The organism is Burkholderia sp. BCC1638 (assembly GCF_902833195.1).
Lineage (GTDB): Bacteria > Pseudomonadota > Gammaproteobacteria > Burkholderiales > Burkholderiaceae > Burkholderia > Burkholderia diffusa.
In genome coordinates this window covers 12,981-38,863 of the sequence record NZ_CADFEC010000004.1, presented here as the reverse complement: position 1 = coordinate 38,863, position 25,883 = coordinate 12,981, and the positions used below count along the sequence as shown (strand labels likewise).

Annotated in this window: 27 protein-coding genes and 2 tRNA genes; 17 read left to right on the top strand and 12 right to left on the bottom strand. The window is 67.0% G+C overall.

All coding sequences use genetic code 11. The features are described 5' to 3' along the window. Positions 1 to 16 precede the first annotated feature (16 nt). The 7 genes from lepB (at position 17) to nagZ (ending at position 6,425) form a co-directional block, all read left to right on the top strand. On the top strand, positions 17 to 910 hold the full coding sequence (gene lepB, locus HWX22_RS05465; protein WP_059447970.1) for a signal peptidase I: 894 nt from the start codon (positions 17 to 19) through the stop codon (positions 908 to 910). Between the two features lie 153 nt (positions 911 to 1,063). Beyond that, positions 1,064 to 2,311, top strand: coding sequence for a ribonuclease III (gene rnc, locus HWX22_RS05460; RefSeq protein WP_175915170.1), 1,248 nt, complete (start codon positions 1,064 to 1,066; stop codon positions 2,309 to 2,311). A gap of 60 nt (positions 2,312 to 2,371) precedes the next feature. Next, positions 2,372 to 3,271, top strand: a complete 900-nt coding sequence (gene era, locus HWX22_RS05455) for a GTPase Era (protein WP_059523712.1) — start codon at positions 2,372 to 2,374, stop codon at positions 3,269 to 3,271. Further along, on the top strand, positions 3,258 to 4,097 hold the full coding sequence (recO, locus tag HWX22_RS05450; RefSeq protein ID WP_014897645.1) for a DNA repair protein RecO: 840 nt from the start codon (positions 3,258 to 3,260) through the stop codon (positions 4,095 to 4,097). Before era ends, recO begins: the two co-directional genes overlap by 14 nt. Beyond that, positions 4,094 to 4,870, top strand: coding sequence for a pyridoxine 5'-phosphate synthase (pdxJ, locus tag HWX22_RS05445; protein ID WP_059816037.1), 777 nt, complete (start codon positions 4,094 to 4,096; stop codon positions 4,868 to 4,870). The genes recO and pdxJ overlap by 4 nt, the downstream gene beginning before the upstream one ends. A gap of 69 nt (positions 4,871 to 4,939) precedes the next feature. Then, positions 4,940 to 5,380 carry a holo-ACP synthase gene (gene acpS / locus HWX22_RS05440; RefSeq protein ID WP_059816034.1) on the top strand — a complete coding sequence of 147 codons (441 nt, stop codon included), beginning with the start codon at positions 4,940 to 4,942 and terminating at the stop codon, positions 5,378 to 5,380. A 16-nt stretch (positions 5,381 to 5,396) separates the two neighbouring features. Next, positions 5,397 to 6,425, top strand: a complete 1,029-nt coding sequence (nagZ, locus tag HWX22_RS05435; protein WP_175907347.1) for a beta-N-acetylhexosaminidase — start codon at positions 5,397 to 5,399, stop codon at positions 6,423 to 6,425. A 172-nt stretch (positions 6,426 to 6,597) separates the two neighbouring features. Here the strand turns inward: nagZ and HWX22_RS05430 are convergent, their stop codons facing one another. The 3 genes from HWX22_RS05430 to earP all read right to left on the bottom strand — a co-directional run bounded on the left by HWX22_RS05430 (position 6,598) and on the right by earP (position 10,138). Continuing rightward, complete coding sequence (locus HWX22_RS05430) at positions 6,598 to 7,983, bottom strand: sigma-54 dependent transcriptional regulator (RefSeq protein WP_175915169.1); 1,386 nt, start codon at positions 7,981 to 7,983, stop codon at positions 6,598 to 6,600. Positions 7,984 to 8,254: 271 nt separating this feature from the next. Next, complete coding sequence (gene efp, locus HWX22_RS05425) at positions 8,255 to 8,812, bottom strand: elongation factor P (RefSeq protein WP_059816028.1); 558 nt, start codon at positions 8,810 to 8,812, stop codon at positions 8,255 to 8,257. A 138-nt stretch (positions 8,813 to 8,950) separates the two neighbouring features. Further along, positions 8,951 to 10,138, bottom strand: coding sequence for an elongation factor P maturation arginine rhamnosyltransferase EarP (gene earP, locus HWX22_RS05420; RefSeq protein WP_175915168.1), 1,188 nt, complete (start codon positions 10,136 to 10,138; stop codon positions 8,951 to 8,953). Positions 10,139 to 10,214: 76 nt separating this feature from the next. On the opposite strand from earP, the gene uvrC reads away from it, so the two are divergent. The 4 genes from uvrC to HWX22_RS05400 all read left to right on the top strand — a co-directional run bounded on the left by uvrC (position 10,215) and on the right by HWX22_RS05400 (position 13,327). Then, positions 10,215 to 12,245: an excinuclease ABC subunit UvrC gene (gene uvrC / locus HWX22_RS05415; protein ID WP_059702472.1), complete on the top strand. Its 2,031-nt coding sequence runs from the start codon at positions 10,215 to 10,217 to the stop codon at positions 12,243 to 12,245. Between the two features lie 99 nt (positions 12,246 to 12,344). After that, on the top strand, positions 12,345 to 12,932 hold the full coding sequence (pgsA, locus tag HWX22_RS05410; RefSeq protein WP_006757520.1) for a CDP-diacylglycerol--glycerol-3-phosphate 3-phosphatidyltransferase: 588 nt from the start codon (positions 12,345 to 12,347) through the stop codon (positions 12,930 to 12,932). 144 nt (positions 12,933 to 13,076) lie between these two features. Then, a tRNA-Gly gene (locus HWX22_RS05405) sits at positions 13,077 to 13,152 on the top strand. Between the two features lie 101 nt (positions 13,153 to 13,253). Further along, a tRNA-Cys gene (locus tag HWX22_RS05400) sits at positions 13,254 to 13,327 on the top strand. A 63-nt stretch (positions 13,328 to 13,390) separates the two neighbouring features. On the opposite strand, the gene HWX22_RS05395 is transcribed toward HWX22_RS05400, so the two are convergent. Genes HWX22_RS05395 through HWX22_RS05385 form a run of 3 tightly spaced genes read right to left on the bottom strand, consistent with a single transcriptional unit; the run spans position 13,391 to position 14,821 of the window. Next, entirely contained in the window at positions 13,391 to 13,603 is a 213-nt protein-coding gene (locus tag HWX22_RS05395; RefSeq protein ID WP_244135191.1) for a hypothetical protein, read from the bottom strand. Positions 13,604 to 13,616: 13 nt separating this feature from the next. Next, positions 13,617 to 14,165: a GNAT family N-acetyltransferase gene (locus HWX22_RS05390; protein ID WP_175909711.1), complete on the bottom strand. Its 549-nt coding sequence runs from the start codon at positions 14,163 to 14,165 to the stop codon at positions 13,617 to 13,619. Beyond that, positions 14,162 to 14,821 carry a helix-turn-helix domain-containing protein gene (locus HWX22_RS05385; protein WP_175915167.1) on the bottom strand — a complete coding sequence of 220 codons (660 nt, stop codon included), beginning with the start codon at positions 14,819 to 14,821 and terminating at the stop codon, positions 14,162 to 14,164. The genes HWX22_RS05390 and HWX22_RS05385 overlap by 4 nt, the downstream gene beginning before the upstream one ends. Before the next feature lie 149 nt (positions 14,822 to 14,970). Between HWX22_RS05385 and HWX22_RS05380 the strand changes: the two genes are divergently transcribed. Both HWX22_RS05380 and map read left to right on the top strand, forming a co-directional pair. Further along, a complete protein-coding gene (locus tag HWX22_RS05380; protein ID WP_059523699.1) occupies positions 14,971 to 15,207 on the top strand; it encodes a ParD-like family protein in 237 nt (78 codons plus the stop codon). Beyond that, positions 15,207 to 16,013, top strand: a complete 807-nt coding sequence (map, locus tag HWX22_RS05375; RefSeq protein ID WP_059523698.1) for a type I methionyl aminopeptidase — start codon at positions 15,207 to 15,209, stop codon at positions 16,011 to 16,013. The genes HWX22_RS05380 and map overlap by 1 nt, the downstream gene beginning before the upstream one ends. Positions 16,014 to 16,088: 75 nt before the next feature. Here the strand turns inward: map and HWX22_RS05370 are convergent, their stop codons facing one another. Next, positions 16,089 to 16,592: a GAF domain-containing protein gene (locus HWX22_RS05370; RefSeq protein ID WP_175915166.1), complete on the bottom strand. Its 504-nt coding sequence runs from the start codon at positions 16,590 to 16,592 to the stop codon at positions 16,089 to 16,091. 114 nt (positions 16,593 to 16,706) lie between these two features. Continuing rightward, positions 16,707 to 17,624 carry a LysR family transcriptional regulator gene (locus HWX22_RS05365; RefSeq protein WP_175915165.1) on the bottom strand — a complete coding sequence of 306 codons (918 nt, stop codon included), beginning with the start codon at positions 17,622 to 17,624 and terminating at the stop codon, positions 16,707 to 16,709. A 110-nt stretch (positions 17,625 to 17,734) separates the two neighbouring features. Between HWX22_RS05365 and HWX22_RS05360 the strand changes: the two genes are divergently transcribed. Continuing rightward, on the top strand, positions 17,735 to 18,601 hold the full coding sequence (locus tag HWX22_RS05360) for a pirin family protein (RefSeq protein ID WP_059523692.1): 867 nt from the start codon (positions 17,735 to 17,737) through the stop codon (positions 18,599 to 18,601). Positions 18,602 to 18,728: 127 nt separating this feature from the next. Then, complete coding sequence (locus tag HWX22_RS05355; RefSeq protein ID WP_175915164.1) at positions 18,729 to 19,220, top strand: GNAT family N-acetyltransferase; 492 nt, start codon at positions 18,729 to 18,731, stop codon at positions 19,218 to 19,220. A 12-nt stretch (positions 19,221 to 19,232) separates the two neighbouring features. On the opposite strand, the gene HWX22_RS05350 is transcribed toward HWX22_RS05355, so the two are convergent. The 3 genes from HWX22_RS05350 to HWX22_RS05340 are packed head-to-tail and all read right to left on the bottom strand — an operon-like array spanning position 19,233 to position 21,209. After that, positions 19,233 to 20,105: a cytochrome c oxidase assembly protein gene (locus tag HWX22_RS05350; RefSeq protein ID WP_059691099.1), complete on the bottom strand. Its 873-nt coding sequence runs from the start codon at positions 20,103 to 20,105 to the stop codon at positions 19,233 to 19,235. Between the two features lie 10 nt (positions 20,106 to 20,115). Then, positions 20,116 to 20,556: a copper chaperone PCu(A)C gene (locus HWX22_RS05345; RefSeq protein ID WP_059815997.1), complete on the bottom strand. Its 441-nt coding sequence runs from the start codon at positions 20,554 to 20,556 to the stop codon at positions 20,116 to 20,118. A gap of 8 nt (positions 20,557 to 20,564) precedes the next feature. Next, positions 20,565 to 21,209: an SCO family protein gene (locus HWX22_RS05340; protein ID WP_175915163.1), complete on the bottom strand. Its 645-nt coding sequence runs from the start codon at positions 21,207 to 21,209 to the stop codon at positions 20,565 to 20,567. 283 nt (positions 21,210 to 21,492) lie between these two features. Between HWX22_RS05340 and otsB the strand changes: the two genes are divergently transcribed. Both otsB and otsA read left to right on the top strand, forming a co-directional pair. Continuing rightward, entirely contained in the window at positions 21,493 to 22,245 is a 753-nt protein-coding gene (gene otsB / locus HWX22_RS05335; protein WP_059523682.1) for a trehalose-phosphatase, read from the top strand. Continuing rightward, entirely contained in the window at positions 22,242 to 23,618 is a 1,377-nt protein-coding gene (gene otsA, locus HWX22_RS05330) for an alpha,alpha-trehalose-phosphate synthase (UDP-forming) (RefSeq protein ID WP_175915162.1), read from the top strand. The genes otsB and otsA overlap by 4 nt, the downstream gene beginning before the upstream one ends. Positions 23,619 to 23,713: 95 nt before the next feature. Here otsA and HWX22_RS05325 read toward each other — a convergent pair whose 3' ends face one another. Then, positions 23,714 to 25,543 carry an ABC transporter ATP-binding protein gene (locus HWX22_RS05325; RefSeq protein ID WP_059815988.1) on the bottom strand — a complete coding sequence of 610 codons (1,830 nt, stop codon included), beginning with the start codon at positions 25,541 to 25,543 and terminating at the stop codon, positions 23,714 to 23,716. Between the last annotated feature and the right edge of the window lie 340 nt (positions 25,544 to 25,883).

Sequence of the window (25,883 nt, the reverse complement as noted above, 5' to 3'; positions counted from 1 at the left end):
CAGGACTGATCCTTTTATGAATTTTGCGCTGATTCTTTTTGTGCTCGTCGTCGTGACGGGCGTAGCGTGGGTGTTGGACAAACTGGTGTTCCTGCCGCGGCGACGCAAGGCGGCCGACGCGGCGATCGAGGAGTTCGATCGCCAGCAGTCGCGTATCGACAAGCGTTTCGCGGACGAAAACGCGGGGCAGACGCGTTCGAAGCTGCGTGACGAAAAGCTGCGCCAGCCGTGGTGGCTCGAGTACACCGCAAGCTTCTTTCCGGTGATCCTGGCCGTGTTCGTCGTGCGTTCGTTCGTCGTCGAGCCGTTCAAGATCCCGTCGGGCTCGATGGTGCCGACGCTGCTGGTCGGCGACTTCATCCTCGTCAACAAGTTCGAATACGGCCTGCGCATGCCGATCACGAACACGAAGATCACGCAGGGCAGCCCGCTGTCGCGCGGCGACGTCGTCGTGTTCCGTTATCCGAAGGACGAGTCGGTCGACTACATCAAGCGCGTGATCGGCCTGCCGGGCGACACGGTCGCTTACCAGGACAAGCAACTGACGATCAACGGCCAGCCGGTGCCCGAAACGCCGCTGCCGGATTTCTTCGACGACGAGCGCCAGAACTACGCGAAGCAGTTCGAGGAGACGATCGGCACGAAGAAGAATGCGATCCTCAACAATCCCGCCGTGCCGCCGTTCGTGATGGGCGCCTACGATTATCCGTATCGCGACAACTGCACGTACAACAGCCGCGGCGTGATCTGCAAGGTGCCGCCGGGCCACTACTTCATGATGGGCGACAACCGCGATAACAGCGCGGACAGCCGCTACTGGGGTTTCGTGCCGGACAACAACATCGTCGGCCGCGCGTTCTTCATCTGGATGAACTTCGGCGACCTGAAGCGCATCGGTTCCTTCAACTGATCGCGTTCGACTCGCACGCAATACGCGACGCACGGGCCGCGTCGCGTATTGCCGAACTACTTTAAGAACCGGCGGTAACACCGCCTCGTCACGCCTTTTCGCGTCCGGCCGTGCCGTTTCGGCCCGACCGGCGCCCGCGTTATACTCCTGCACATGCCCCTATCCCAGTTGGAAAGCCGGCTGCGCTATGAATTTCGCAATGCGGAATTGTTGCGCCAGGCTTTGACCCATCGCAGTCACAGTGCCACGCACAACGAACGGCTCGAGTTTCTCGGCGATTCCGTTCTGAATTGCGCGGTGGCCGCCCTTTTGTTCCAGCGTTTCAGCAAGCTGGACGAAGGCGACCTGTCGCGCGTGCGCGCCAATCTCGTCAAGCAGCAGTCGCTCTACGAAATTGCTCAGGCCCTGAATATTTCGGAAGGGCTGCGGCTGGGCGAGGGCGAATTGCGCAGCGGCGGCTTCCGTCGCCCGTCGATCCTCGCGGACGCGTTCGAAGCCATCATCGGGGCGGTATTCCTCGATGGCGGCTTCGAAGCCGCCCAAGGGGTCATCAAGCGCCTCTATATCCCGATTCTCGACCACATCGACCCGCGCACGCTCGGCAAGGATGCGAAGACGCTGCTGCAGGAGTACCTGCAGGGGCACAAGATCGCGCTCCCGACCTACACGGTCGTCGCGACGCATGGTGCGGCGCACAATCAGCAGTTCGAGGTCGAATGCACGGTGCCGAAGCTCGACGTGAAGGTGTCGGGCTCCGGTGCGAGCCGGCGAGCGGCCGAGCAGGCTGCCGCGAAGAAGGCGCTCGACGAGGTGCTGGCGGCTGCGCCGATGCTGGCCGCGAAGCCGAAGCGTTCGAAGAACGCACGCGGGTCGAAGCACGTCGAGCCGGAAATCGTGCCGGGCGTGAAGGGCGTGCAGGAAGCGCTGGACCTGCGTTCGCCGGAACGGAAGGAGCGTGCGGCGGCGCGCGATGCGAAGGCGGCGGCTGCCGCGTCGGCAGCGACCGACGCCGGCGCGCACCCGACCGAGCGGTCGGCGCAGGCGCCGATGGCCGCGATTCGCGCGGCGCATGTGGAAACGGCCGCTGACAAGGCCGACCGGCCCACGAAGCCGACGGCCGACAAGCCTGCCGAGAAGGCGCCCGAGAAGCCGTCGGATCGCAACGAAGCCGGCTCGCGCGCGGCGGACAAGCCCGCGGAAGCCGCACCCCGTGCAGTCGACAAGCAGGCAGGCCAGGCGGCCGATCCGGCCGCGTCGACCGACAAGCCTGCTGCCGGTTCCGACGCCGCGTCGCGTGCGGCGTCGCGCGCCCGCGACACCGCGGCGCCCGGCACCGAGACGCCGCAGGGCGGCGCAAGCCTCGCTGCCGCGCAGGCGCGCGTGGCCGATGCCGACCACTGAATTGCCCCTCGATCGTGCCGCGCGCCGCGCGGCCGTTTCCGAACCTGTCTCCCAAACGATATGAACACTCCCGCTCCTACCGGTTTCCGTTGCGGCATGATCGCGATCGTGGGCCGCCCGAACGTCGGCAAGTCGACGTTGATGAACGCACTCGTCGGCCAGAAGATCAGCATCACGTCGCGCAAGGCGCAAACGACCCGCCATCGCATCACCGGCATCAACACGTTCGACGACGCGCAATTCGTGTTCGTCGACACGCCGGGCTTCCAGACCCGCCACAGCACCGCGCTGAACCGCTCGCTGAACCGCGCGGTCACGTCGACGCTCACGTCGGTCGACGTGATCCTGTTCGTGATCGAGGCCGGCCGCTTCGGGCCCGACGACCAGAAGGTGCTCGACCTGATCCCGCCCGGCATGCCGACGCTGCTGATCGCGAACAAGATCGACCGCGTGGCCGACAAGGCGACGCTGTTCCCGTTCATGCAGAAGGTGAGTGAGCTGCGCGAATTCACCGAACTCGTGCCGCTGTCGGCGCAGCGGCCGGAAGACATCAAGCGCCTGCTGGACACGATCAAGCCGTACCTGCCGGAAGGCGAGCCGATCTACGGCGAGGACGAGCTGACCGACCGCAGCTCGCGCTTCCTCGCGGCCGAAATCCTGCGCGAGAAGGTGTTCCGCTGGACCGGCGACGAACTGCCATACACGAGCACCGTGCTGATCGACAAGTTCGAGGAGGAAGGGCGCCTGAAGCGTATCTTCGCGACGATCCTTGTCGAGCGCGATTCGCACAAGGCGATGGTGATCGGCAAGAAGGGCGAGAAGCTCAAGCAGATCAGCACCGAGGCGCGGATGGACATGGAGAAGCTGTTCGACGGCCCCGTGTATCTCGAGACCTTCGTGAAGGTGAAGAGCGGATGGGCCGACAACGAGGCGGGGCTGCGCGCCTATGGGTACGAATGACGCGCTGACGTCGACCGAAGACGCAGTGACCGCCGGCGCGAACGACGCGCCGTTGCCGGCACCGCCCGAACCGCCGCGTCGCAAGGCGCGGCGCGCGACGTCTCGCACGTCCGATTTCCGCGTCGCCGAGCAGCCGGCGTTCGTGCTGCACAGCTATCCGTACCGGGAAACGAGCCTGATCATCGACGTGCTCACGCGCGATCACGGCCGCCTCGCGCTCGTCGCGAAGGGCGCGAAGCGCCCGCACTCCGCGCTGCGCGGCGTGCTGCAGACTTTCCAGCCGTTGCTGCTGTCCTGGTCGGGCAAATCCGAAGTACGCACGCTGACCGGTGCCGAGTGGGTCGGCGGGATGCTGCCGCTCGGCGGCGACGGGCTGCTGTGCGGCTTCTACGCGAACGAGCTGCTCGTGAAATTCTGCGCGCGCGAGGATCCGCAGCCGCCGCTCTTCAATCATTACGTGCTCACCCTCACGCGCCTTGCGCACGGCGAGCCCGCGGTGCAGGTGCTGCGTTCGTTCGAGCGCGTGCTGCTGCGCGAGACCGGCTATGCGATGGCGCTGAACCGCACGGTCGCGCGCCGTGCGGTCGAACCGGATCGCCGCTACGTGTTCGATCCCGAGCGCGGCGTGCGCAATGCGGACGACGACGTACCGTCGCACTGGCCGGTGATTACCGGACAGACGTTGCTCGACATGGAGCAGGACGATTACCATCGAGCCCAGACGGTCGCGCAAAGCAAGACGCTGATGCGCTTCCTGCTGAACACCTATCTCGGCGGTACGCCGCTTGCCACGCGTCAGATCCTGATCGACCTGCAAAACCTATGAGTTTCTTCCTGACAACGCCCACCGCCATCGACCTCGGCGTGAACATCGACCACGTCGCGACGCTGCGCAACGCGCGCGGCACGACCTATCCCGATCCGATCCGCGCGGCGCTCGCCGCCGAAGAGGCCGGTGCCGACGCGATCACGCTGCACCTGCGCGAGGACCGCCGCCACATCGTCGACGCCGACGTGCGCAAGCTGCGCCCGCTGCTGAAGACGCGGATGAACCTCGAATGCGCGGTGACGGCCGAGATGCTCGACATCGCATGCGAAGTGCGTCCGCACGACGCGTGTCTCGTGCCGGAGAAGCGCGAGGAACTGACGACCGAAGGCGGTCTCGACGTTGCCGGCCGCTTCGAGGCCGTGCGTGCGGCATGCAAGCAGCTCGCCGACGCCGGCGTGCGCGTGTCGCTGTTCATCGATCCGGACGAGACGCAGATCCGCGCCGCGCATGAAGCCGGCGCACCGGTGGTCGAGCTGCATACCGGCCGCTACGCCGATGCGCACGACGAGGTCGAGCAGCAGCGCGAATACGAGCGCATCGTCGCGGGCGTACAGGCCGGCGCGCAACTGGGCCTCAAGGTCAACGCCGGCCATGGCCTGCATTACACGAACGTGCAGCAGATCGCCGCGATCGACGGCATCGTCGAACTGAACATCGGCCACGCGATCGTCGCGCACGCGATCTTCGCCGGCTGGGACAACGCGGTGCGCGAGATGAAGGCGATCATGGTCGCCGCACGGGTCGCCGCGCTGCACGGCGGCGCGCGCTGACGATGCGTCGCATGCGCGCGCGCTTCGCTCATCGCCCCGTATCGTCCGCGCATCACGGCGGGCGCTGAGATGGCGATCTACGGCATCGGCACCGACATCGTCCAGGTGAGCCGCATCGCGGCCGTGCTCGCGCGCACGGGCGGCCGGTTCGCCGAGAAGGTGCTCGGCCCCGACGAGTTGCGCGTGTTCCATGCGCGCCGTGCGCGCTCGGAGGCGCGCGGCATCGCTTTTCTCGCGACACGCTTTTCCGCGAAGGAAGCGTTCTCGAAGGCGATCGGGCTCGGCATGCACTGGCCGATGACGTGGCGCGCGCTGCAGACCCTCAACCAGCGCAGCGGCGAACCGTACGTCGTCGCGTCGGGCGAGCTGGCCGACTGGCTCGCCGCGCGCGGCATCACGGCGCGTGTGACAGTCAGCGACGAACGCGACTACGCGGTGTCATTCGTGGTCGCCGAGGCCGATGCCGCGCCGCCGCCTGCACCCGCACCTGTTTCCCGAACCACTCCCTGACGGACTTCCCGATTCGATGAAAACGACTCCCGGCCCGGTCATGCTCGACGTCGTCGGCACGGCCCTGTCGCGCGACGACGCGCGGCGCCTTGCGCATCCGAACACCGGCGGCGTGATCCTGTTCGCACGGCATTTCCAGAACCGCGCGCAACTGACCGCGCTGACCGATTCGATTCGCGCGGTGCGCGAGGACATCCTGATCGCCGTCGATCATGAAGGCGGCCGCGTGCAGCGGTTCCGCACCGACGGCTTCACCGTGCTGCCGGCGATGCGCCGCCTCGGCGAGCTGTGGGACCGCGACGTGCTGCTCGCGACGAAGGTCGCGACGGCGGTCGGCTACATCCTGGCCGCCGAGCTGCGCGCATGCGGGATCGACATGAGCTTCACGCCGGTGCTCGATCTCGACTACGGGCATTCGAAGGTGATCGGCGATCGCGCGTTTCATCGCGACCCGCGCGTCGTCACGCTGCTCGCGAAGAGCCTGAACCACGGGCTGTCGCTCGCGGGCATGGCGAACTGCGGCAAGCATTTTCCGGGGCACGGCTTCGCGGAAGCCGATTCGCACGTCGCGCTGCCGACCGACGACCGGCCGCTCGACGCGATCCTCAAGCAGGACGTCGCCCCGTACGATTGGCTTGGCCTGTCGCTGTCCGCGGTGATCCCCGCGCACGTGATCTACACGCAGGTCGACAAGCGGCCCGCGGGCTTCTCGCGCGTGTGGCTGCAGGACATCCTGCGCGGGAAGCTCGGTTTCACGGGCGCGATCTTCAGCGACGACCTGTCGATGGAGGCGGCACGCGAAGGCGGCACGCTCACGCAGGCGGCCGACGCGGCGCTCGCCGCCGGCTGCGACATGGTGCTCGTCTGCAACCAGCCGGACGCGGCCGAAGTCGTGCTGAACGGGCTGAAGGCGCAGGCGTCGGCCGAGTCGGTGCGGCGCATCAAGCGGATGCGGGCGCGCGGCAAGCCGCTCAAGTGGGACAAGCTGATCGTGCAACCCGAGTATCTGCAGGCGCAGGCGCTCCTCGGCAGCGCGCTGGCATAAGCGGAGAAGGGCGGCGCGATGTCGCCTTTCCCGTTGTCGTTGTCGAAAGCAAAAAGCCGCGCACAAGCGCGGCTTTTTGCTGTTCCACCGACGCGGGGCGATGTGCAAGGCGACATGGTCTCGTGCAACTAACCGTCAACTCCCGCCAGTGCCCCGAACAACTGCGGCGCGGTCAGTTGACCTTCATCCGCTGCAGTTTGTTGTACAGCGTCTTGGGGCTGATGCCGAGCAGCGTCGCCGCGCGATGGCGCGTGCCGCCGACCGCGTCGAGCGTCGCGCGGATCAGCAGGTCCTCGACGTCGGACAGCGGGGTGCCGACCTTGATCTGCACGCTGCTGCCGTTCAGCGCGGCGCCGGCCGCGAAGCTCGCTTCGCCCGCGCGCAGCGTTTCGATGAAATCGCCGGACACGTCATAGGCGAAACGCACGCGCTCCTGCAATTCGCGCACGTTGCCGGGCCATTCGTAGGACAGGCATTCGCGCACGAAGCCCGGGGCCGCGCGCTTGTCGGTCGTGCTGCGGCCGGTGGCGCGCGCTTCGCGGTTGAGTTCGTCGATCAGCGCATCCGCGATGGCGAGTGCATCGCCGTCGCGCTCGCGCAGCGGCGGCATCGTGATCGATGCCGCGTCGAGACGCAGCCATAGATCCTCGCGCAGCGTGCCGTTCGCGACCGCCTCGCGGGCCGGGCGGCGCGTGGTCGCGATCAGCCGGAAGTCGCTCGCGATAGAACTCGTGCCGCCGATCCGCATGAAGTTCTGCGAGTCGAGCGCATGCAGCAGCGCCTCCTGCAGCACCAGCGGCAGTGCGGTGATCTCGTCGAGGAACAGCGTGCCGCCGCCGGCCTGTTCGAACAGGCCCGATTCGCGCCGCTCGGCGCCGTCGAACGCGCCGCGTTCATGGCCGAACAGCACGCTGTCGAGCGACGCGCCGTGACGCCCGGCATGCGCGATCGTGCGGCAGTCGAACGACACGAACGGCCCCTTGCGGCGCCGGCTCAGGTCGTGCAGCGTGCGCGCGGCCAGCTTCTTGCCGGTGCCGGCTTCGCCCGTGAACAGCACGGCCGTTTCGGTGCCGGCGTTGTGCTCGATCATGTCGTACACGTGCTGCATCGCCTCGCTGCGGCCCACCAGCGCGCCGAAACGGCCCAAGTGGCGCAGCGACGCGCGCAGCGTCCGCACTTCGTCGATCAGTTCGTAGGGACGCGGAATCCGGGCCAGCAGGCTGCGCAGGCGCGGAATGTTGATCGGCTTCAGCAGGTAATCCCAGATGCCGTGACGCAGGCCTTCGATCGCGCTCTCGACCGTCGCATTGCCCGTCAACACAATCACCGGCAGCGAGCCGTTCGGCTGCTGTTGCGGCAGATGCTGGAGCAGGTCGAATCCGCTGCCGTCCGGCAGGTTCAGGTCGACCAGGACGACATCGGGAATCGAGCGGCCGAGCGCCGTGCGTGCCTCGGCGAGCGACGTGGCCGTGTCGACCGAGAAGCCGTCCGCGGCGAGCAGTGCGGTCAGGCCGGACAGACTGTTGGGATCGTCTTCGACAATCAGGGCGTGTGGCATGGTGGACGCGAGTCGAGTCAAGAGAGGCGGGCTGTCGGCCATCGAGCCGGCCGCAGCCGCATGTCAGATTAAAAACTGATTTTATGCCCCGCTGAACACCTGACGTGCATTATTTCTTTGTCGCTATAAAACAGTTACCGATGATACAAATTGAATACCTTTAGTGCTGGATTTTGTGTTGCCCATGGTGCCGACGTATCGGTGCTGTTGGCGGCAGACAAACAAAAAGCGCCCCGAAGGGCGCTTTGTTCGATCCGGAAATCGCGGGCGATTACGCGCGGCTGCGATATTCGTTCGTGCGCGTATCGATTTCGATCTTGTCGCCGGTGTTGCAGAACAGCGGCACTTGCAGTTCGAAGCCCGTTGCGAGCTTGGCGTTCTTCAGCACCTTGCCCGACGACGTGTCGCCCTTGACGGCCGGTTCCGTGTAGGTGATCTCGCGAACCAGGACCGTCGGCAATTCGACCGAGATCGCCTTTTCGTTGTAGAACACGACTTCGCAAGCCATGCCGTCTTCGAGGTAGTTCAGCGCTTCGCCCATCATTTCCGCTTCGACTTCATACTGGTTGTAGTCGGCGTCCATGAACACGTACATCGGATCGGCGAAGTACGAGTACGTCACTTCCTTGCGGTCGAGCACGACGACTTCGAATTTGTCGTCAGCCTTGTAGACCGATTCCTGGCCTGCGTTCGACAGCAGGTTCTTCATCTTCATCTTGACGACGGCGGCGTTACGGCCCGACTTGTTGTATTCCGTCTTTGCGATGACCCATGCGTCGCTGCCGATCTGCACGACGTTGCCTACGCGGAGTTCCTGTGCGGTCTTCATAAAAAACTGTCCTGATCCAATCAAATAAATAGGTGCCTGAGCGTTGCACAACGGCTGACGGCGCAAGCGGGGGGCGTTCCGGTGGGTGCCAAGAGCCCCAAACGCGGGCGCTTGCGTGGTCGGCCGTCGGATAACCGCTTATTTTAACTGAGATTTTGCGTATTCCGCCAGCTTTCCGGCGAGATCGCCGACGCCCGCCAGCGCGTCGGCCCAGCATGCCGCGTTGGTGTCCAGTGCGGCACGATGTTGCAGCAAATCGGCCCAATCGGGCGTGCCGCCGCCGTTCCATGCGTGCCAGAAGCGCTCGAGCGCCGCGCGCGGCGCGTCGGCGAGGCCGGCCGACAGGTGCGCGAGCGCGGCGTCGAGCTTCGGCAGGTGCGCATCGTCGGCCTGCGGGTAGATGTGCCACACGAACGGCTTGCGCGCCCATTGCGCGCGGACGAACGAGTCCTCGCCGCGCACGAAGTTGATGTCGGCCGCCCACAGCAGCGGGTCATAGTCGGCCTGCGGGACGAACGCGAGCCCGTAAGCGGTCAGGTTGCCGGCGGTCGCGCGCGCGCCGGCGCCGAACGATTCGACCCCGAAGAAACGGGCGACGGCCGGCGATATGCGGCCGACGGGCACGAGCGCGACGACGGGCGACGGGCCGTCGCGCCACTGCGCGAGCAGCGCGTCGACGGCCGGATTTTCATAGGCGAAGAGGCTGACGACGGTCGTGCCCGGCGCCGGCGGCGCGTCGCCGGTCGCCTGCCGCCACCAGGCGGCGCGCGCTGCCGCGTCGGCTTCGAAGGCCGTGCGACGCGCGTCGAGGTCGCGTTCCTTCAGCACGCCGCCCGTGCCGGCCGACAAACCCGGGAAGAAGAACGTCTTGAGCAGCGGGTAGCGCGGATGCGGCGATGGCCGCAAATGGAAATCGGCGACCCAGTCCTCGGCGCTCAGGTATTCGAGATTGATCCACACGGGGCGGCGAGCGCGGCGCGCCATCGCCGCGAGATACGCGCCGGGCAGCTCGCACGCGAACGCCTCGATCACGACGTCGGCGATCTCCAGCGCATCGCCGACTTCCGCATGCCAGTGTTCGATCACGATGCCGTCGAGCGTCTGCCGCCCGGCATCGGGATCGACCCCCGGCAGCAGCCGCGCGAACGTGCGCAGATCGTCGATGAAGAGTCGCACCTGCCAGCCGTGCTCGTGCGCGAGCTGGCGCGCGAGGCGCCAGCACACGCCGATGTCGCCGAAGTTGTCGATCACGGTGCAGAAGAGGTCGCACGCGATCGGTTCGTCGGGTGCGAGCGGCGCAGGGGAGGCGGGGGCAGTGCGGGGCATCGAAGGGGGCCGGTGAATGCTCTAAACTGGCGATTCTAATGGACCCGTTCCGCGCCACAAGGCACCCGGATCACGCATGACATCCCCAGAAGCCGCCGACATTCCGTTCGAACCCAAGAAGATCCTCGCGCAATTGCCGCACATGCCGGGCGTCTACCGCTACTACGACACGGCGGGCGCCGTGCTTTACGTCGGCAAGGCGCGCGACCTGAAGAAGCGCGTATCGAGCTATTTCACGAAGACGCAGCTGTCGCCGCGCATCGCGATGATGGTCACGCGCATCGCGCGCATCGAGACGACCGTCACACGCTCGGAGGCCGAGGCGCTGCTGCTCGAGAACAACCTGATCAAGGCGCTCACGCCGCGCTACAACATCCTGTTTCGCGACGACAAGTCGTATCCGTACCTGAAACTCACCGCGCACCGCTTTCCGCGCATGGCGTACTACCGCGGCTCGGTCGACAAGCAGAACCAGTATTTCGGGCCGTTCCCGAGCGCATGGGCCGTGCGCGAGAGCATCCAGATCCTGCAGCGCGTGTTCCAGCTGCGCACCTGCGAGGATTCGGTCTTCAACAATCGCACGCGGCCATGCCTGCTGCATCAGATCGGGCGCTGCACGGCGCCGTGCGTCGGCGCGATTTCCGAGGACGATTACGCGATCGACGTGTCGAATGCCGCGCGGTTTCTGCTCGGCCGGCAGTCGGAAGTGATGAAGGAGCTCGAGCAGAAGATGCACGCGTTCGCGGCCGACCTGAAGTTCGAGCAGGCGGCCGCCGTGCGTAACCAGATGAGCTCGCTCGCGACGGTGCTGCACCAGCAGGCGATCGAGGTCGGCAGCGACAGCGACGTCGACATCCTGGCGGTCGTCGCGCAGGGCGGGCGCGTGTGCGTGAACCTGGCGATGGTGCGCGGCGGCCGGCATCTCGGCGACAAGGCCTATTTCCCGACGCACGTCGAAAGTGCGCTGACGCTTGCCGAAGGCGGGCTCGGCGACGAAGCCGAGGCGGCGGACGCTGCCGACGAAACCGCCGCGGCATTGCCCGACGGGCCTGCGGAAGACGCTGCCGCCGCGCGCGACGCGGGGGCGTCGGTGGAGGCCGAGGTGCTCGATGCGTTCATCGCGCAGCACTATCTCGGCAACCGCGTGCCGCCCGTGCTGGTCGTGAGCCACGCACCCGCGAGCCGCGACCTGCTCGAACTGCTGTCCGAGCAGGCCGGTCACAAGGTCTCGCTGGTGCGGCAGCCGCAGGGGCAGCGGCGCGCGTGGCTGTCGATGGCCGAGCAGAACGCGCAGATCGCGCTCGCACGGTTGCTGTCCGAGCAGGGCTCGCAGCAGGCGCGCACGCGCGCGCTCGCGGAGACGCTCAGCTTCGAAGGCGACGATCTTGCAACGCTGCGGATCGAATGTTTCGACATCAGCCACACGATGGGCGAGGCGACGCAGGCGTCGTGCGTCGTCTATCACCATCACAAGATGCAGTCGGGCGAGTACCGGCGCTACAACATCACCGGCATCACGCCGGGCGACGATTACGCGGCCATGCGGCAGGTGCTGACGCGCCGCTACGAGAAGATGGTCGAGCAGGCCGCGCAGGCGGCGTCCGCCGACGACGCGGCCGGCATCGACGGCGAATCGACGCGCAAGGCCGAGGCATCGAGCCTGCTGCCGAACATCGTGCTGATCGACGGCGGCAAAGGGCAGGTCGAGATCGCGCGACAGGTGTTCACCGAACTCGGCCTCGACACGTCGATGCTGGTTGGTGTCGCGAAGGGCGAAGGGCGCAAGGTCGGCCTCGAGACGCTCGTGTTCGCGGACGGCCGCGCACCGCTCGAACTCGGCAAGGAGAGCGCCGCGCTGATGCTCGTCGCACAGATCCGCGACGAGGCGCACCGTTTTGCGATCACCGGGATGCGCGCGAAGCGGGCGAAGGCGCGCCAGACCTCGCGGCTCGAGGAGCTCGAAGGGGTCGGTGCGAAACGTCGGCAGCGACTGCTCGCGCGGTTCGGCGGGCTGCGCGGCGTGGTGGCCGCGAGCGTCGAGGAACTGGCGAGCGTCGACGGCATCTCGCACGCACTCGCCGAGCAGATCTACAAGCAGCTTCACTGAAGCGGCCGTGCGGCCGGCGGCCCCAGCGCGCGATCTCGCGTTCTTGTGGCGGGCCGGTCGACACGGCACAATTGCGAATCCTTTACTGACCCGCATGCCATGCCGTTCAATTTCCCGATTTTCCTGACGTGGGTACGGATCGTGCTGATCCCGCTCGTCGTCGGCGTGTTCTATCTGCCGGACACGGTGATGGGCGGCGCGCACCGCAACCTCGCGGCGGCGGCGATCTTCATCCTCGCCGCGTTGACCGACTGGTTCGACGGGTTTCTCGCCCGCAAGTGGAACCAGACGTCGTCGTTCGGCGCGTTCCTCGATCCGGTCGCGGACAAGCTGATGGTGACTGCCGCGCTGCTGATCCTCGTGCAGATTTCGCGGGTCGATGCGGCGATCGCGCTCGTGATCGTCGGCCGCGAGATCGCGATCTCGGCGCTGCGCGAATGGATGGCACAGATCGGTGCGTCGAAGAGCGTCGCGGTGAACCAGCTCGGCAAGTTCAAGACCGCGTGCCAGATGGTCGCGATCCCGATGCTGCTGTACTACGGCCCGCTGCCGCTCGGCATTGCGACGATCGACACGCGCGTGTGGGGCGAATGGCTGATGTACCTCGCGGCGGTGCTGACGATCTGGTCGATGCTGTACTACATGAAGCTTGCGTGGCCGCAGATTCGCGAGCGCGGCGGCGCGTGACCGGCCCCGCACGGGCGGTTGCGCAGGTTTTTGGAAAAAGGGCTGGAAAAGCCCTTGACACACGAATGTGCCTTCGACATAATCTCGCTTCTCCGCTGCACGACGAAGTAAGTGTGTGACGGGGAAGCAGTAGTGCAGCAATACGCGGGAGTAGCTCAGTTGGTAGAGCGCAACCTTGCCAAGGTTGAGGTCGCGAGTTCGAGACTCGTCTCCCGCTCCAAGTAATGGGGAAGCCACGCTTCCCTTTTTATTTGATGGACTGATGGTCCTCGAATAAAAAATCTGTCGCTTGCCTCTACGGCATCCGGACAGTCCGCTTTTGGCGCGATAGCAAAGCGGTTATGCAGCGGCCTGCAAAGCCGTTTAGGCCGGTTCGACTCCGGCTCGCGCCTCCAGGTAGGAAAAGAAATGCCCCGCTTCGGCGGGGCTTTTCTTTTTTTCACGCGTCATTCACGCATCTATTCCACCGGATATGTCAGCGTCACCCACTCGCACTTCGACGTGCTCTTGCCGTCGTAGTCGTAAATCGCGAGCAGATGCTGGCCCTTGCTGTTCAGGATCGGCGGCGTGATCGTCCGCCGACCGACACGTGTTTGCGGATTTCCGATTAGAGATCCGGCGGCGTGTCGATGCCGTTCTCCGGCACGCGTCACCATGAGCGTGCCGAACATTCGGCGATGCCGGTCAGCCGTCGACCGGCCGTGCCGGCGTGTCGAGCCTCAACTGATAGAACGCCGCATCGAGCCAGCGGCCGAACTTGAAGCCCGCTTCGGTGATCGTGCCCGAGTGCACGAAGCCGAGCCGCGTATGCAGCGCGACGCTGCCGCCGTTGGTCGCGTCGATGCAGCCGACCAGCAAATGCACGTCGGCCTCGCGCGCACGCCGGATCAACTCGCGCAGCAGCAACTCGCCGAGCCCGCGGCCGCGATGGTCGCGGTGGACGTAGACGCTGTGCTCGACCGTGTACTTGAACGCCGGGAACGCGCGGAATGTACCCCAGCTCGCGAAGCCGACCAGCGTGCCCGATTCGTCGACCGCGCCGACGACCGGAAACCCGCCGGCGCGCTTCGTCGCGAACCACGTGACCATCGATTCCGGCGGGCGAGGCCGGTAGTCGTACAGCGCGGTGGAATTCACGATCGCGTCGTTCAGGATCTCGAGAATGGCCGCGGCATGCTCGGCCTCGCTGCAATCGATCAAGCGCACGTCGCCGCGCGGTGTCGGGGAATTCATACGGGCTCCTGCGCCTGTCGGCCTTGAACGGATGACACATTCCGCGCGCCGACGGCGGCGGGGGCATCGCAGATCGCGACGACATAGCGCGCGACGTGCGACGACGGGTTGCTGAAAACCAGCGGCTGATCGACGCGCATGGCCAGACAGTCTCCTTCGTGCAGTTCGTGAAGCTGGTCGCCGAACGTGACGTCGACGCGCCCGCGGACGACCCACACCTGTTGATGCAGCGCGCTTTCGCGCCCGCCGGAGTCGTACGCGACGCGCGCGCCGGGCGGGAAATCGATCTCGACGAGCTGGATCGGCGACGGCCAGCCGGGCGGCGACAGATTGCGCCGCATGTACCCGGACGCCGGATCGCGCCATTCCGCCTGCTGTGCGCGCCGCACCAGCGGCTGCGCGGGTGCGTCGTCGCGATCGCCGGCGAACAGCCCGGCCAGCGACACGCCGAGACCGGCCGCGAGCTTGTCGAGCACGACGGCCGTCGGGCTCGCCGACGCACGCTCGATGAGCGAGATCATCGAACGGCTGACGCCGGAACGCGCGGCGAGCGCATCGAGCGTGTAGCCTCGTAGCGTGCGCAGGTCGCGCACGCGCCGGGCAATGCGTTCGTTGATGCCGGTGTCGTCGGCGGGGGTGGCGGTTGATTCTTGCATGATGGATTTATTTTCCAGCAAGCTGGAATTCGATGTCAACGGAATTGCTGCCGTCTCGGATCGAGGATTCGCTGGCGGCCAGGCGCTTGCCCGGAGATCGGAGCGAGCGTAATATACGAAACGGCTATATTTCGTTTAATTAGAGACATATGGGAATCATCAAGATATCCGAGCACATGCACGAACGGCTGCGCTCGACCAGTACCGCGCTGAGCCGTTCGATCAATGCACAGGCGGAGCACTGGCTGCGCGTCGGGATGCTCGCGGAGCTCAATCCGTCGCTGTCCTACGGCGATATCTGCCGGATGCTGATCGAGACCGAAGCGCGCGGCGGCGACGCCGGGCCGACGGAGTCGGTCGCTCACGGCATCGAGCAGGTGGCATGATGGCGAGACGCGAAATCCCGATCCGCGGTGCCGCGGAAATCGCCAGGTCGCGCGAGGCCGCGAAGCTGGCATCCCAAGTGCTGACGATGATCACCGAGCACGTGAAGCCGGGCGTCACCACCGACGAACTGGACGCGCGCTGCCGCGAATACATCGTCGACGAGCTCGGCGCGATCCCGGCGAACATCGGCTACCACGGTTATCCGAAAACCCTGTGCACGTCGGTCAACCACGTGGTCTGTCACGGCATTCCGTCGTCGCGGCCGATGCGTGACGGCGACATCGTGAATCTCGACATCGCGGTGATCAAGGACGGCTGGTTCGGCGACACGAGCCGCATGTACTTCGTCGGCGAGCCGGGCGAACTGGCGCGTCGCCTCGTCGCGACGACCTACGAGGCGATGCATGCGGGCATCCGCGCGGTTCGTCCGGGCGCGACGCTCGGCGACGTCGGCTACGCGATCCAGCAGGTCGCGCATCGCGAAGGGTTCAGCGTGGTCCGCGAGTATTGCGGGCACGGGATCGGCGATGTGTATCACGACGAGCCGCAGGTGCTGCACTACGGCCGCCCGGGCACCGGCGTGCCGCTGCGGCCGGGGATGATCTTCACGATCGAGCCGATGCTGAATGCGGGCAAGCGCGACACGCGCGTGCTGGCTGACGGCTGGACGGTCGTCACGAAGGACCATTCGCTGTCCGCTCAATGGGAGCACATGGTCGTCGTGACGGAGCAGGGCTTCGAGATCCTGTCGGACGACGTGACGCCGCCGGCGTTCGCGGCGCTGTCCGGCACGCACGCGGCCTGACGCGCGGTGAGCCGCACGGCAGCGGCGCAATGAAAAGGCCCCATGACGGGGCCTTTTCATTTGGCGTCGCGCGGCTTAACCGCGCGTCTTCTGCCATGCGTGTTCGACGAACACGCGGCAGAGCGCTTCCATCCCGTTGCGGTCCTCGGCATCGAAGCGTGCGGCAACGGGGCTGTCGACGTCCCACACGCCAATCAGCGTGCCGTCGGCGGCCACCAGCGGCACGACGATTTCCGATTCCGACGCGGCATCGCAGGCGATATGGCCGGGGAATTCGTGCACGTCGCGCACGACCTGCGTCTCGCGGGTCTGCGCGGCGGTGCCGCACACGCCCTTGCCGAGCGCGATCCGCACGCACGCGGGCTTGCCCTGGAACGGGCCGACCACGAGTTCCGTCCCGTCGAAGAAATAGAAGCCGGCCCAATTCAGGCGGTCGAGCGAGTGATAGACGAGCGCGGAGAAGTTCGCGGCGTTCGCGATCAGGTCGCGTTCCGTTTCGACGAGCGCGCGTGCTTGCTCGACGAGCGTCGCATAGAGTTCGGCCTTGGAGGCGTGAGGGTCGGTGGACAGCGTGAACATGGCTGAAATGCGAAAAGGGTTGTGGGCAGCGGGGTTGTGAAAAGCGCGATGCGCGTTCCGCAGTCTACGGCACGCACGGCCCGTTTGCAGCGCGTGGTTCGCGGGCGCCGTCGCTCAGTCAGGTTCGAGTTCGGCGAACCGCTCGGCCAGGAAATCGAGCAGCGCGCGCACCGCGGGCAGCAGCCCGCGCCGCGACGCGAACACCGCGTGCACGATCTCGCGGCGCGGTGCCCAGTCCGGCAGCACGGTCGCCAGTTCGCCGCGCGCGACTTCGTCGCGCACCATCATCGTCGGCAACTGCACGATGCCGACGCCCGCGACGGCCGCCGCGCGCAGCGCGAGCATGCCGCCCGTCACGAGCCGCGGCTGGTGGTGGATTTCCGCCTGCGCGCCGTCGGGGCCGCGCAGCCGCCACACGTGCGTGGCCTGTGGCACGCCGTGATCGAGGCTCGGCAAGCGGGTCAGGTCGGCGGGGACGGCCGGCACGCCCCGCTCGCGCAGCAACGCGGGGCTCGCGACGAGGCACTGCCCGCGCTCGGCCAGCACGCGCAGGGCGAGATCGCTGTCCTCGAGCGGCGGCGGGCGCACGCGGATCGCGACGTCGATCCCTTCGCCGACGACGTCGACGCGCCGGTTGGTCGCTTCCAGGTGAATTTCCACGCGCGGGCACGCGACCATGAACGCGGCGATCATCGCGCCGACCAGCGAATCGAGCAGCACGACCGGGCAGCTGACCCGCACGATGCCGCGCGGCTCCTCGTGCAGCAGCGCGATCGCCTCGTCGGCGGCGTCCGCTTCGACGAGCATCGCGCGGCAATGCGCGTAATAGGTCTGGCCGACGTCGGTGACAGTGAAGCGGCGTGTCGAGCGCTGGATCAGCCGCATCCCGAGCCGCGCTTCGAGCAGCGCGATGCGGCGGCTCAGCTTCGATTTCGGCATGTTCAGCGCGCGTCCGGCCGGCGCGAAGCCGCCGTGCTCGACCACCTGCACGAAGTAATAGAGATCGTTCAGATCCCGTTCGTTATCGTTCATGAAATAGAACGCTGAGTGCGATTTTGGCAGTCTACCGGATCGATCGTTCCACCTCTATATTCCTTCTCAGGATGCGAAACACGTGTTTCGCCGCAATTCGGAGAAGGCAAATGAAGAAGATCCAGGGTGTGTACAGTGCGCCGCGCGGTCATTGGGTCGGCGACGGTTTCCCGGTGCGTTCGATGTTCAGCTATCAGTCTCACGGCATGCACCTGAGCCCGTTCCTGCTGCTCGACTACGCCGGTCCTGCGAACTTCGAGCCGGCTTCGGCGCCGCGCGGGGTGGGCCAGCACCCGCACCGCGGGTTCGAAACGGTGACGATCGTCTATGACGGCGAAGTCGCGCACCGCGACTCGACCGGCGCAGGCGGCGTGATTGGCCCGGGCGACGTGCAGTGGATGACGGCCGCGAGCGGGATCCTGCACGAGGAATTCCACTCGGAAGCGTTCACGAAGCGCGGCGGCCCGCTCGAGATGGTGCAGCTGTGGGTGAATCTGCCCGCCGCCGACAAGATGGGGGCGCCCGGTTATCAGACGCTTCTGGACGCGGACATCCCGGTGGTCGAATTGCCGGACGGCGCAGGTCGCGCGCGGATCATCGCGGGCGAGTTCGACGGGCGGCGCGGCCCGGCCCGCACGCACACGCCGATCGACGTGTGGGACGTGCGGCTTGCAGCAGGCGGCCGTGCACGGTTCCCGATCGCCGAAGGGCGGACGCTCGCGGTGGTCGTGCTGAGCGGGACGTTGCTGGTGAACGGCGAGACGGTCGCCCGCGAGGCGCAGTTCGTGCAACTGAGCCGCGACGGCCGCGACGTCGAGATCGAAGCGAACGGCGACGCCAAGCTGCTGATTCTGAGCGGCGAGCCGATCGATGAGCCGGTCGTCGGTTACGGGCCGTTCGTGATGAACTCGCAAGAGGAAATCCGGACCGCGATCGACGATTTCAACAGCGGCCGCTTCGGCCAGATGCCGGCGTGACGGACAGGCCCCGCGCAATGCGGGGCTTTTTTTCATGCGCGGAGCGGCGGCACGCGTGCCGCGTGCGCTTCGAGGCATAATCAACGGTTGCCGCGCGCCGGCCGGCGCGCTTGAATCAGGACCGACCATGAATGCTTCCGCACCTGCCGCCTCCGCGCGCGCCGACGATCTCGACTGGCACTGGAAATCCTTCGACGCGCTGACGGCGCGTGAACTCTATTCGATCCTCGACGCGCGCAGCGCCGTGTTCGTCGTCGAGCAGAACTGCGTGTATCGCGACATCGACGGTGTGGATCAGGCCGCATGGCACCTGGCCGCGTACGATCCAGCGGGCCGTCTCGCCGGCTATCTGCGCGTGCTGCTGCCGGATGCGCAGCACACCGACGTGCGCATCGGCCGCGTGCTGACGACCGCACCGTTTCGCGGCGCGGGCCTCGGCAACGCGCTGCTGTCGCGCGCGCTCGAGCACATCCGCGCGCAGTGGCCGGATACGCAGGTGAGCCTGCATGCACAGGCCCATCTGCAGCGCTTCTATGGGGCATTCGGTTTCACGCCGAGCTCGGACGTGCACGACGAGGACGGCATCCCGCACGTGTGGATGACCAGCGCGCGCGGCTGACGCGCCGCGCCGTCAGTGGGCGGCGCGCGTCACCGGCGGGTTTTGCGTGCGCCGGGCGGCCGCCCGCTCGTCGATCAAGCGGCCGCGCGCCGACAGCCGCAGCCAGTGCCGCAGCGCGATCAGCGCGCCGATCACGCTCATCATCGAACCCGGGATCCACAGCAGCAGGCCGCCGATCTGCTGGTCGCGCAGCGGGCTGAGCCACGTGAATGCGCGTCCGCAGATCGAGTAGATCGGATACAGCTCATGCGGCGTGAAGAAGATCAGCGCGCCGAGCGCGATCTGCGGCGGGATTGCCGCGACGACGATCAGGATCCGGCGGCCCGGCGACAGCCGCGCGGGCGGCGCGGGACGCGGATCGACGACGAGCCACCAGAACAGCAACCCGTCGATCACCATGCTCCAGTTCATCACGCGATACAGGCGCCAGTCGAGCATCGCGATGAAGTGGATCGGAGACAGCAGCCAGAAATAGATCAGCCCGACGAACAGCACGACCGCGACGACCGGATGGAACACCACGTCGAGCGTCGCGCGCACGGGCGCCCAGGCGAGCGCGGGGCGCACGAAGCGCTGCCGCCAGCGAAACGGGATGCCCGCGCGGATCGCCGCGCCCGGGTAGGCCAGCGCGATGAAGAACGGCCCGAGGTGATGCAGCACGAGATGCTGCGCGCGGTGCAGGAAGAATTCGTGCTCGAAGAAGTAGTCGAGCCGCGTATGCAGCGCGATGTAGAGCGCCGTCAGCCCGAGCCAGAACGAGAACTGCCGCAGCGGCGACACCTTCGCCTTCTTCACGCCGCGCGCGAACAGCACGGCGGCCGTCAGCACCGCGATGACCACGGTCGGCGACGGTTCCCACGGGTCGAGCCAGTACAGGACGTTCATCGCGCGCGCATCACTTCGCCTGGGCCGGCGACTTCACGGCGAACGGCGCGTCGACCGTCTCGCCGTCGGAGAACTTCAGGCGCAGGCGCACGGTGTCGCCGGGCTTGATCGCGTGCCTGGGCTCCTCGAGCATGAAGTGATAGCCGCCCGGCGCGATGTCGACCTTGCCGCGCGCGGGGATCGTCAGCTTGTCGACCATTTCCATCTTCTGCGTCGAGCCGTTCGACACCGTCTGGTGCAGCATCGCCATCCCGTAGTCGGGGCTGTCGACGTCGACGAGATCGACCGGCTTGTCGCCCGTGTTGACGAGCGTCACGTAGCCGCCCGCGGGCAGTTTGTTCGGCAGCCAGCGCACCCATGCGTTGTGCGCGGAGATCGCGCCGGCGGCATACGCGTGCGCGCCGGTGCACAGCGCGGCGAGGAGGGCGAACGTCTTGAGGGTCGTCTTCATGTCGGAGTTCAGGTGGTGGAGGCGGTGTCGATGATCCGGCGCACATCCGCGGCGATGGCGTCGGGCGAGTCGCGGTCGGTCGCGAGCAGGCGCGCGCGACCGTTCGCGTCGAAGATGTAGACGGCCGAGCTGTGCGTGACCTCGTAGCCGCCGGACGGATCGCGTTTTTCCATCTGGTATGCGACGCGATAGCGCTTCGCGAGCGATTCGATCTGGCCGTCGGTGCCGGTCAGGCCGCGCGCATGCGCGGCGTCGAACGCGGCGACATACGACTGCATCGCCTGCGGCGTGTCGCGCGCCGGATCGACCGAGACGAACAGGATGCGCACGTCGTTCGCCTGGGGGCCGAGCTTCGCGAGCACTTCCATCAGCCGTGCCATCGTTTCGGGGCAGACGTCCGGGCAGTGCGTATAGCCGAAGTAGACGAGCGCGACGCGGCCGCGAAACGCGTTCGCGTCGGTCGCGTGGCCATCGCCGCCGGTGAGCGTGAACGACAGGTCGGGCAGGTGGCCCGTGACGTTGGTCAGTTGCCAGTTCGGCTCGTCGTGCGTGCATGCGGCGAGCGCGACGGCGGCGCTCAGCGCCGCGGCCGTGCGGACGAAGCGGGTCAGACTGAAGAGGCGCCGGTGCGGCGCGGGACGGGCAGACGACATCCTGGGGCTCGATCGGACGGAACAGTCGTCGGCCGGCGCGGCGCCATGCGTCGCGCGGCCGGCGGTTGCCGACTGTAGCGCAATTCCCGCGCCTGCGTCCTTTCGAAACCCGTACGGCACGGGCCAGCGGGGCAATATGTCGCAGTTGACGCGGAGGGCCGCGCGAGGCTCGTGCCCCACCGGTTTCGCCCATCTCGCCACGCAGGCGCGGTAAGATGCGCACAATTCCATTCTCGCAGCGGCGGCCCCGCGTTTGCAGGCCGCTCCTCAGACCATCGAATCGATGCAATCCGTTCCGGCTTCCTTGTCCCTGACCGATACCGCGTTCTTTTTCGACTTCGACGGCACGCTCGTCGAGCTGGCGCCGACGCCCGACAGCATTCACGTGCCGCCGTCGCTGCTGACGCTGCTCGATGAACTGCGGCGTCGCACGCACGGTGCGGTCGCCGTCGTGTCGGGTCGCGGCATCGACAATCTCGACACGTTCCTGAACATGCCGGACCTGCCGATCGCGGGCCTGCACGGCGCCGAACGTCGCGATGCGAACGGCGACACGCAGCGCATCGGCTTCAACGACGAGCGGCTGCTGCGCATCGAGCGCGAACTCGCGGCCGTCGTCGACCGTCATCCGGGCATGCTGCTCGAAATCAAGGGCGCGGCCGTCGCGCTGCACTACCGCAACGCGCCTGAGCGCGAGCCGGCCGCGCGCGCAGCGGCCGAGCGCCTCGTCGCCGAATATGCGGATGCGTACGTGCTGCAGCCCGGCAAGATGGTATTCGAGATCAAACCGAAGGGCGTCGACAAGGGGCGCGCGTTGGCCGCGTTTCTCGACGAGCCGCCGTTCGCGGGCCGCATGCCGCTGTTCGCGGGCGACGACCTGACCGACGAGAAGGGCTTCGCGGTGGTTAACGCGCGCGGCGGTGTGTCGATCAAGGTCGGCGCGGGCGAGACGTCGGCCCGTACGCGGCTCGACTCGGTCGACGCGCTGCACGAGCAGATCGCCCGCTGGCTTGGCGCGGAGCAGCAGGGCGCATGAGTCGGCTCATCATTGTTTCGAACCGCGTCGCCCCGATTTCGGAAGGCGAACCGGCGGCGGGCGGCCTCGCGATCGGCGTGTACGACGCGCTGAAGGAGACGGGCGGCATGTGGTTCGGCTGGAGCGGCGAGGTGGTCGCGTCCGGCGCGCCGCAGATCCGCATCGAGGAGCGCGGCCCCGTGACGTTCGCGACCGTCGGGCTGTCGCGCCGCGATTACGACCAGTACTACCGAGGCTTTTCGAACGCGACGCTGTGGCCCGCGTTTCATTACCGCGCCGATCTGATCCAGTACGACCGCCACGAGTTCGAGGGCTACAGCCGCGTGAACGTCTGGCTCGCGCAGCAGCTCGTGCCGCTGCTGCAGGACGACGACGTGATCTGGGTGCACGACTATCACCTGATCCCGTTCGCGCGTGCGCTGCGTGCGGCCGGCGTGAAGAACCGCATCGGCTTTTTCCTGCACATTCCGTTTCCGGCCGCGCAGGTGCTCGTCAACGTGCCGCCGCATGGCGAGCTCGTCGAGTCGCTGTGCGCGTTCGACCTGCTCGGCTTCCAGACCGATCCGGACCTGCGCGCATTCTGCGACTACATCGAGTTCGAGGCGGGCGGCGAAGTGGCGCGCGAAGGGCATACGGTGCGTGTCAGTGCGTTCGGCAACACGCTGCGTGCGGCCGCCTATCCGATCGGCGTGTATCCGGACGAGATCGCGTCGCTCGCGCAGGCCGGCGAGAACGGCAAGGCGGCGCGCATGGCCACGTCGCTGCGCGGGCGCCAACTGATCATGAGCGTCGACCGCCTCGATTATTCGAAGGGGCTCGTCGAGCGGTTTCGCGCGTTCGAGAAACTGCTGGAGCACCAGGCGTCGATCCGCAACCGCGTGTCGTTCCTGCAGATCGCACCGTCGACGCGCGCCGACCTGCGCGCGTACCAGGACATCCGCCTGCAGCTCGAAGCGGAGTCGGGGCGCATCAACGGCCGCTACGCGGAGCTCGACTGGGCGCCGATCCTCTACATTCACCGCCAGTACGACCGGCAGGTGCTGGCCGCGCTGTATCGCCTCGCGCGCGTGGGCTTCGTGACGCCGCTGCGCGACGGCATGAATCTCGTCGCGAAGGAGTACGTGTCCGCGCAGAATCCGGAGGATCCGGGCGTGCTCGTGCTGTCGCGTTTCGCAGGCGCCGCGCGCGAGCTGACGGGTGCGCTGATCGTCAATCCGATTGATATCGACGGAATGGCCGACGCGCTGTCGCAAGCGCTGACGATGCCGCTCGCCGAGCGGCGCGCGCGCTATGCGGACATGATCGCGCAGCTGCGCGAGAACAACGTGTCGGTGTGGCGCGACAACTTCCTGCGCGACCTGCAGCGCGTGTAATCCGCGCGCCGCGCGGCGAAGGTGGTGCGATGTCATGAAAAAAGCCGCCGTGCGCGAAGCACGGCGGCTTTTTTTGTCGGCTGCGTGGCGCGGCGTCAGGCCACGCGTTCGCCGGTCGGTGCGGTGCCGTCGGGCGCGTGATGGCGGCCGTGCTGCTTCGCGAGCAGGTCGCGGTACAGGCCCGGACGGTTGCGCAGCACGTCGGGGCTGCCGTCGTCGATCACCTTGCCGTTGCTCATCACGATGATCCGGTCGAAATTACGCAGCGTCGACAGCCGGTGCGCGATCGCGATCACCGTGCGGCCGACCATCAGGCGGTCGAGCGCGCTCTGGATCGCTTCCTCGGATGCGCTGTCGAGTGCGGATGTCGCTTCGTCGAGCAGCAGGATCGGCGCGTTCTTCAGGATCGCGCGGGCGATCGCGATGCGCTGGCGCTGGCCGCCCGACAGCTTCACGCCGCGGTCGCCGACGATCGTGTCATAGCCTTCCGGCATCGCCTCGATGAACTCCGAACAGCGGGCGTCGCGCGCGGCGGCGAGCACTTCGTCGCGGGTCGCTTCGGGCCGGCCGTATGCGATGTTGTCGTAGATGGTCCGGTGCAGCAGCGAGATGTCCTGCGGCACGAGCGCGATCGCGTGCCGCAGGCTGTCCTGCGTGATCGCCTTCACGTCCTGCCCGTCGACCTTCACGGCGCCGTCCTGCGTGTCGTAGAAGCGCTGCAGCAGCGCGAGCACGGTCGACTTGCCGGCGCCCGACTTGCCGATCAGGCCGACGCGCTGGCCCGGTTCGATATGGAGATCGAAGTGGTCGAGGATCGCGCGGCGGTGCGGATACGCGAACGTCACGCGTTCGAAATCGACGCGCCCGCCCTTGGCCGACAGCGGTTGCGCGTCGGAGCGGTCCGGCATCCCGTGCGGCTCGAGCAGCGTCTTTACGGCTTCGGACAGGCGTGCCACGTGCTGCGTGACGTCGACGAGCGCGACCGCCAGATCGCGCGTGCCGTGCAGGATCGTGAAGCCGAGCGAGCTGACGAGCACGATGTCGCCGGAGGTCGCGCGGCCCTGGTCCCACAGCCACAGCGCCCAGCCGAGCAGGCCGGCGGACAGCATCGCGGTGATCACCGCGTGCAGCAGGCGCAGCTTCTCGAGATAGAGCAGGCTTTGCTGGCGCGCGTCCATCTCGGCCTTCACCGTCGCGCCGAAGCGCTTCTGTTCGCGCAGCGTCATCCCGAACGCGCGCACGAGGCCCATGTTGCCGATCACGTCGACGAGCTCGCCGTCGACCGCGGCGGCCTTCGACGCGAACGCGTGATGGCGCGCGGAACCGCGCCCGGCGAGCTTGAACAGCACGATCGAGAGCACGGCCGAACAGCCGAGCAGGCCGGCGGCCATCAGCGGGTTCACGACGATGATCATCAGGATCGCGCCCATCACCGCGATGCACGGCGGCAGCACGTTCCACGCCATCGTGTTCTCGGACGTATAGACGGCGTTCGACGTGGCGGTGATGCGGCTCGCGAGCGTGCCCGGCTGCTTTTCCGAGTAGTACGTCGGCGAGTGGCCGATCAGGTACTGGAACAGGTCGCGCCGCAGGTCGCCGGTGACCGCGACGAACGTGTGCGCGGCGACCCAGCCGCCGACGCGCCACAGCAGGTTGTCGGCCGCGATCAGCCCGACGAGCAGCGCGAACGCGCTCCACAACGGGCCCGGATGATGACGCCCGGTCGCGAGCACGTCGATCAGGTGTTTGATCGCGTATTGCGAGCCGAGCGCGCAGCCGACGGCGGCCAGCACGCTGCAGAGCACGACCAGGTGCGCGACGGGATGCAGGCGGATGTAGCGGAACAGGAACGCGATCGGCCGATGCGCGTAGCTCGACAGCTTCGCGTTGTGGGCGTTGCGCTGGGCAGGGGTGAGAGATTCCAAAATATGCGTGCGGTGATTCGGTGATTGAGCTGATCGGTGGATCGCAGCCCACGGTCGCCCGGACTGAATAATCCGGCATTGTAAACAAGGCCGTGCTTTGCGCCGCGCGAATCTTGCCTTGGTCAGGGGCGCGCGATCAATTTTGAGATAAAATCCGGCATCCTGTCCTGCCGCATGCGCCGGAATCGCGATGCCGGCGGCGAGGGATGACTCGGAACGCCAAAAGGGCCTTCCACTCTAGAACGGACGCCCAAGTCCGCGGGTTGCAAAGTGTTGCACCTTTGTAACAAAGTAAAGTGTTTGAAATGTTGTGCGCCGTATCGGGATTAACCCTAGATAA

What these genes read in the sequence shown, in the direction of transcription:
- lepB (WP_059447970.1), top strand. Translation starts at nt 17, where the DNA reads ATGAATTTTGCGCTGATTCTTTTTGTGCTCGTCGTCGTGACGGGCGTA.
- rnc (WP_175915170.1), top strand. Translation starts at nt 1,064, where the DNA reads ATGCCCCTATCCCAGTTGGAAAGCCGGCTGCGCTATGAATTTCGCAAT.
- era (WP_059523712.1), top strand. Translation starts at nt 2,372, where the DNA reads ATGAACACTCCCGCTCCTACCGGTTTCCGTTGCGGCATGATCGCGATC.
- recO (WP_014897645.1), top strand. Translation starts at nt 3,258, where the DNA reads ATGGGTACGAATGACGCGCTGACGTCGACCGAAGACGCAGTGACCGCC.
- pdxJ (WP_059816037.1), top strand. Translation starts at nt 4,094, where the DNA reads ATGAGTTTCTTCCTGACAACGCCCACCGCCATCGACCTCGGCGTGAAC.
- acpS (WP_059816034.1), top strand. Translation starts at nt 4,940, where the DNA reads ATGGCGATCTACGGCATCGGCACCGACATCGTCCAGGTGAGCCGCATC.
- nagZ (WP_175907347.1), top strand. Translation starts at nt 5,397, where the DNA reads ATGAAAACGACTCCCGGCCCGGTCATGCTCGACGTCGTCGGCACGGCC.
- HWX22_RS05430 (WP_175915169.1), bottom strand. Translation starts at nt 7,983, where the DNA reads ATGCCACACGCCCTGATTGTCGAAGACGATCCCAACAGTCTGTCCGGC.
- efp (WP_059816028.1), bottom strand. Translation starts at nt 8,812, where the DNA reads ATGAAGACCGCACAGGAACTCCGCGTAGGCAACGTCGTGCAGATCGGC.
- earP (WP_175915168.1), bottom strand. Translation starts at nt 10,138, where the DNA reads ATGCCCCGCACTGCCCCCGCCTCCCCTGCGCCGCTCGCACCCGACGAA.
- uvrC (WP_059702472.1), top strand. Translation starts at nt 10,215, where the DNA reads ATGACATCCCCAGAAGCCGCCGACATTCCGTTCGAACCCAAGAAGATC.
- pgsA (WP_006757520.1), top strand. Translation starts at nt 12,345, where the DNA reads ATGCCGTTCAATTTCCCGATTTTCCTGACGTGGGTACGGATCGTGCTG.
- HWX22_RS05395 (WP_244135191.1), bottom strand. Translation starts at nt 13,603, where the DNA reads ATGTTCGGCACGCTCATGGTGACGCGTGCCGGAGAACGGCATCGACAC.
- HWX22_RS05390 (WP_175909711.1), bottom strand. Translation starts at nt 14,165, where the DNA reads ATGAATTCCCCGACACCGCGCGGCGACGTGCGCTTGATCGATTGCAGC.
- HWX22_RS05385 (WP_175915167.1), bottom strand. Translation starts at nt 14,821, where the DNA reads ATGCAAGAATCAACCGCCACCCCCGCCGACGACACCGGCATCAACGAA.
- HWX22_RS05380 (WP_059523699.1), top strand. Translation starts at nt 14,971, where the DNA reads ATGGGAATCATCAAGATATCCGAGCACATGCACGAACGGCTGCGCTCG.
- map (WP_059523698.1), top strand. Translation starts at nt 15,207, where the DNA reads ATGGCGAGACGCGAAATCCCGATCCGCGGTGCCGCGGAAATCGCCAGG.
- HWX22_RS05370 (WP_175915166.1), bottom strand. Translation starts at nt 16,592, where the DNA reads ATGTTCACGCTGTCCACCGACCCTCACGCCTCCAAGGCCGAACTCTAT.
- HWX22_RS05365 (WP_175915165.1), bottom strand. Translation starts at nt 17,624, where the DNA reads ATGAACGATAACGAACGGGATCTGAACGATCTCTATTACTTCGTGCAG.
- HWX22_RS05360 (WP_059523692.1), top strand. Translation starts at nt 17,735, where the DNA reads ATGAAGAAGATCCAGGGTGTGTACAGTGCGCCGCGCGGTCATTGGGTC.
- HWX22_RS05355 (WP_175915164.1), top strand. Translation starts at nt 18,729, where the DNA reads ATGAATGCTTCCGCACCTGCCGCCTCCGCGCGCGCCGACGATCTCGAC.
- HWX22_RS05350 (WP_059691099.1), bottom strand. Translation starts at nt 20,105, where the DNA reads ATGAACGTCCTGTACTGGCTCGACCCGTGGGAACCGTCGCCGACCGTG.
- HWX22_RS05345 (WP_059815997.1), bottom strand. Translation starts at nt 20,556, where the DNA reads ATGAAGACGACCCTCAAGACGTTCGCCCTCCTCGCCGCGCTGTGCACC.
- HWX22_RS05340 (WP_175915163.1), bottom strand. Translation starts at nt 21,209, where the DNA reads ATGTCGTCTGCCCGTCCCGCGCCGCACCGGCGCCTCTTCAGTCTGACC.
- otsB (WP_059523682.1), top strand. Translation starts at nt 21,493, where the DNA reads ATGCAATCCGTTCCGGCTTCCTTGTCCCTGACCGATACCGCGTTCTTT.
- otsA (WP_175915162.1), top strand. Translation starts at nt 22,242, where the DNA reads ATGAGTCGGCTCATCATTGTTTCGAACCGCGTCGCCCCGATTTCGGAA.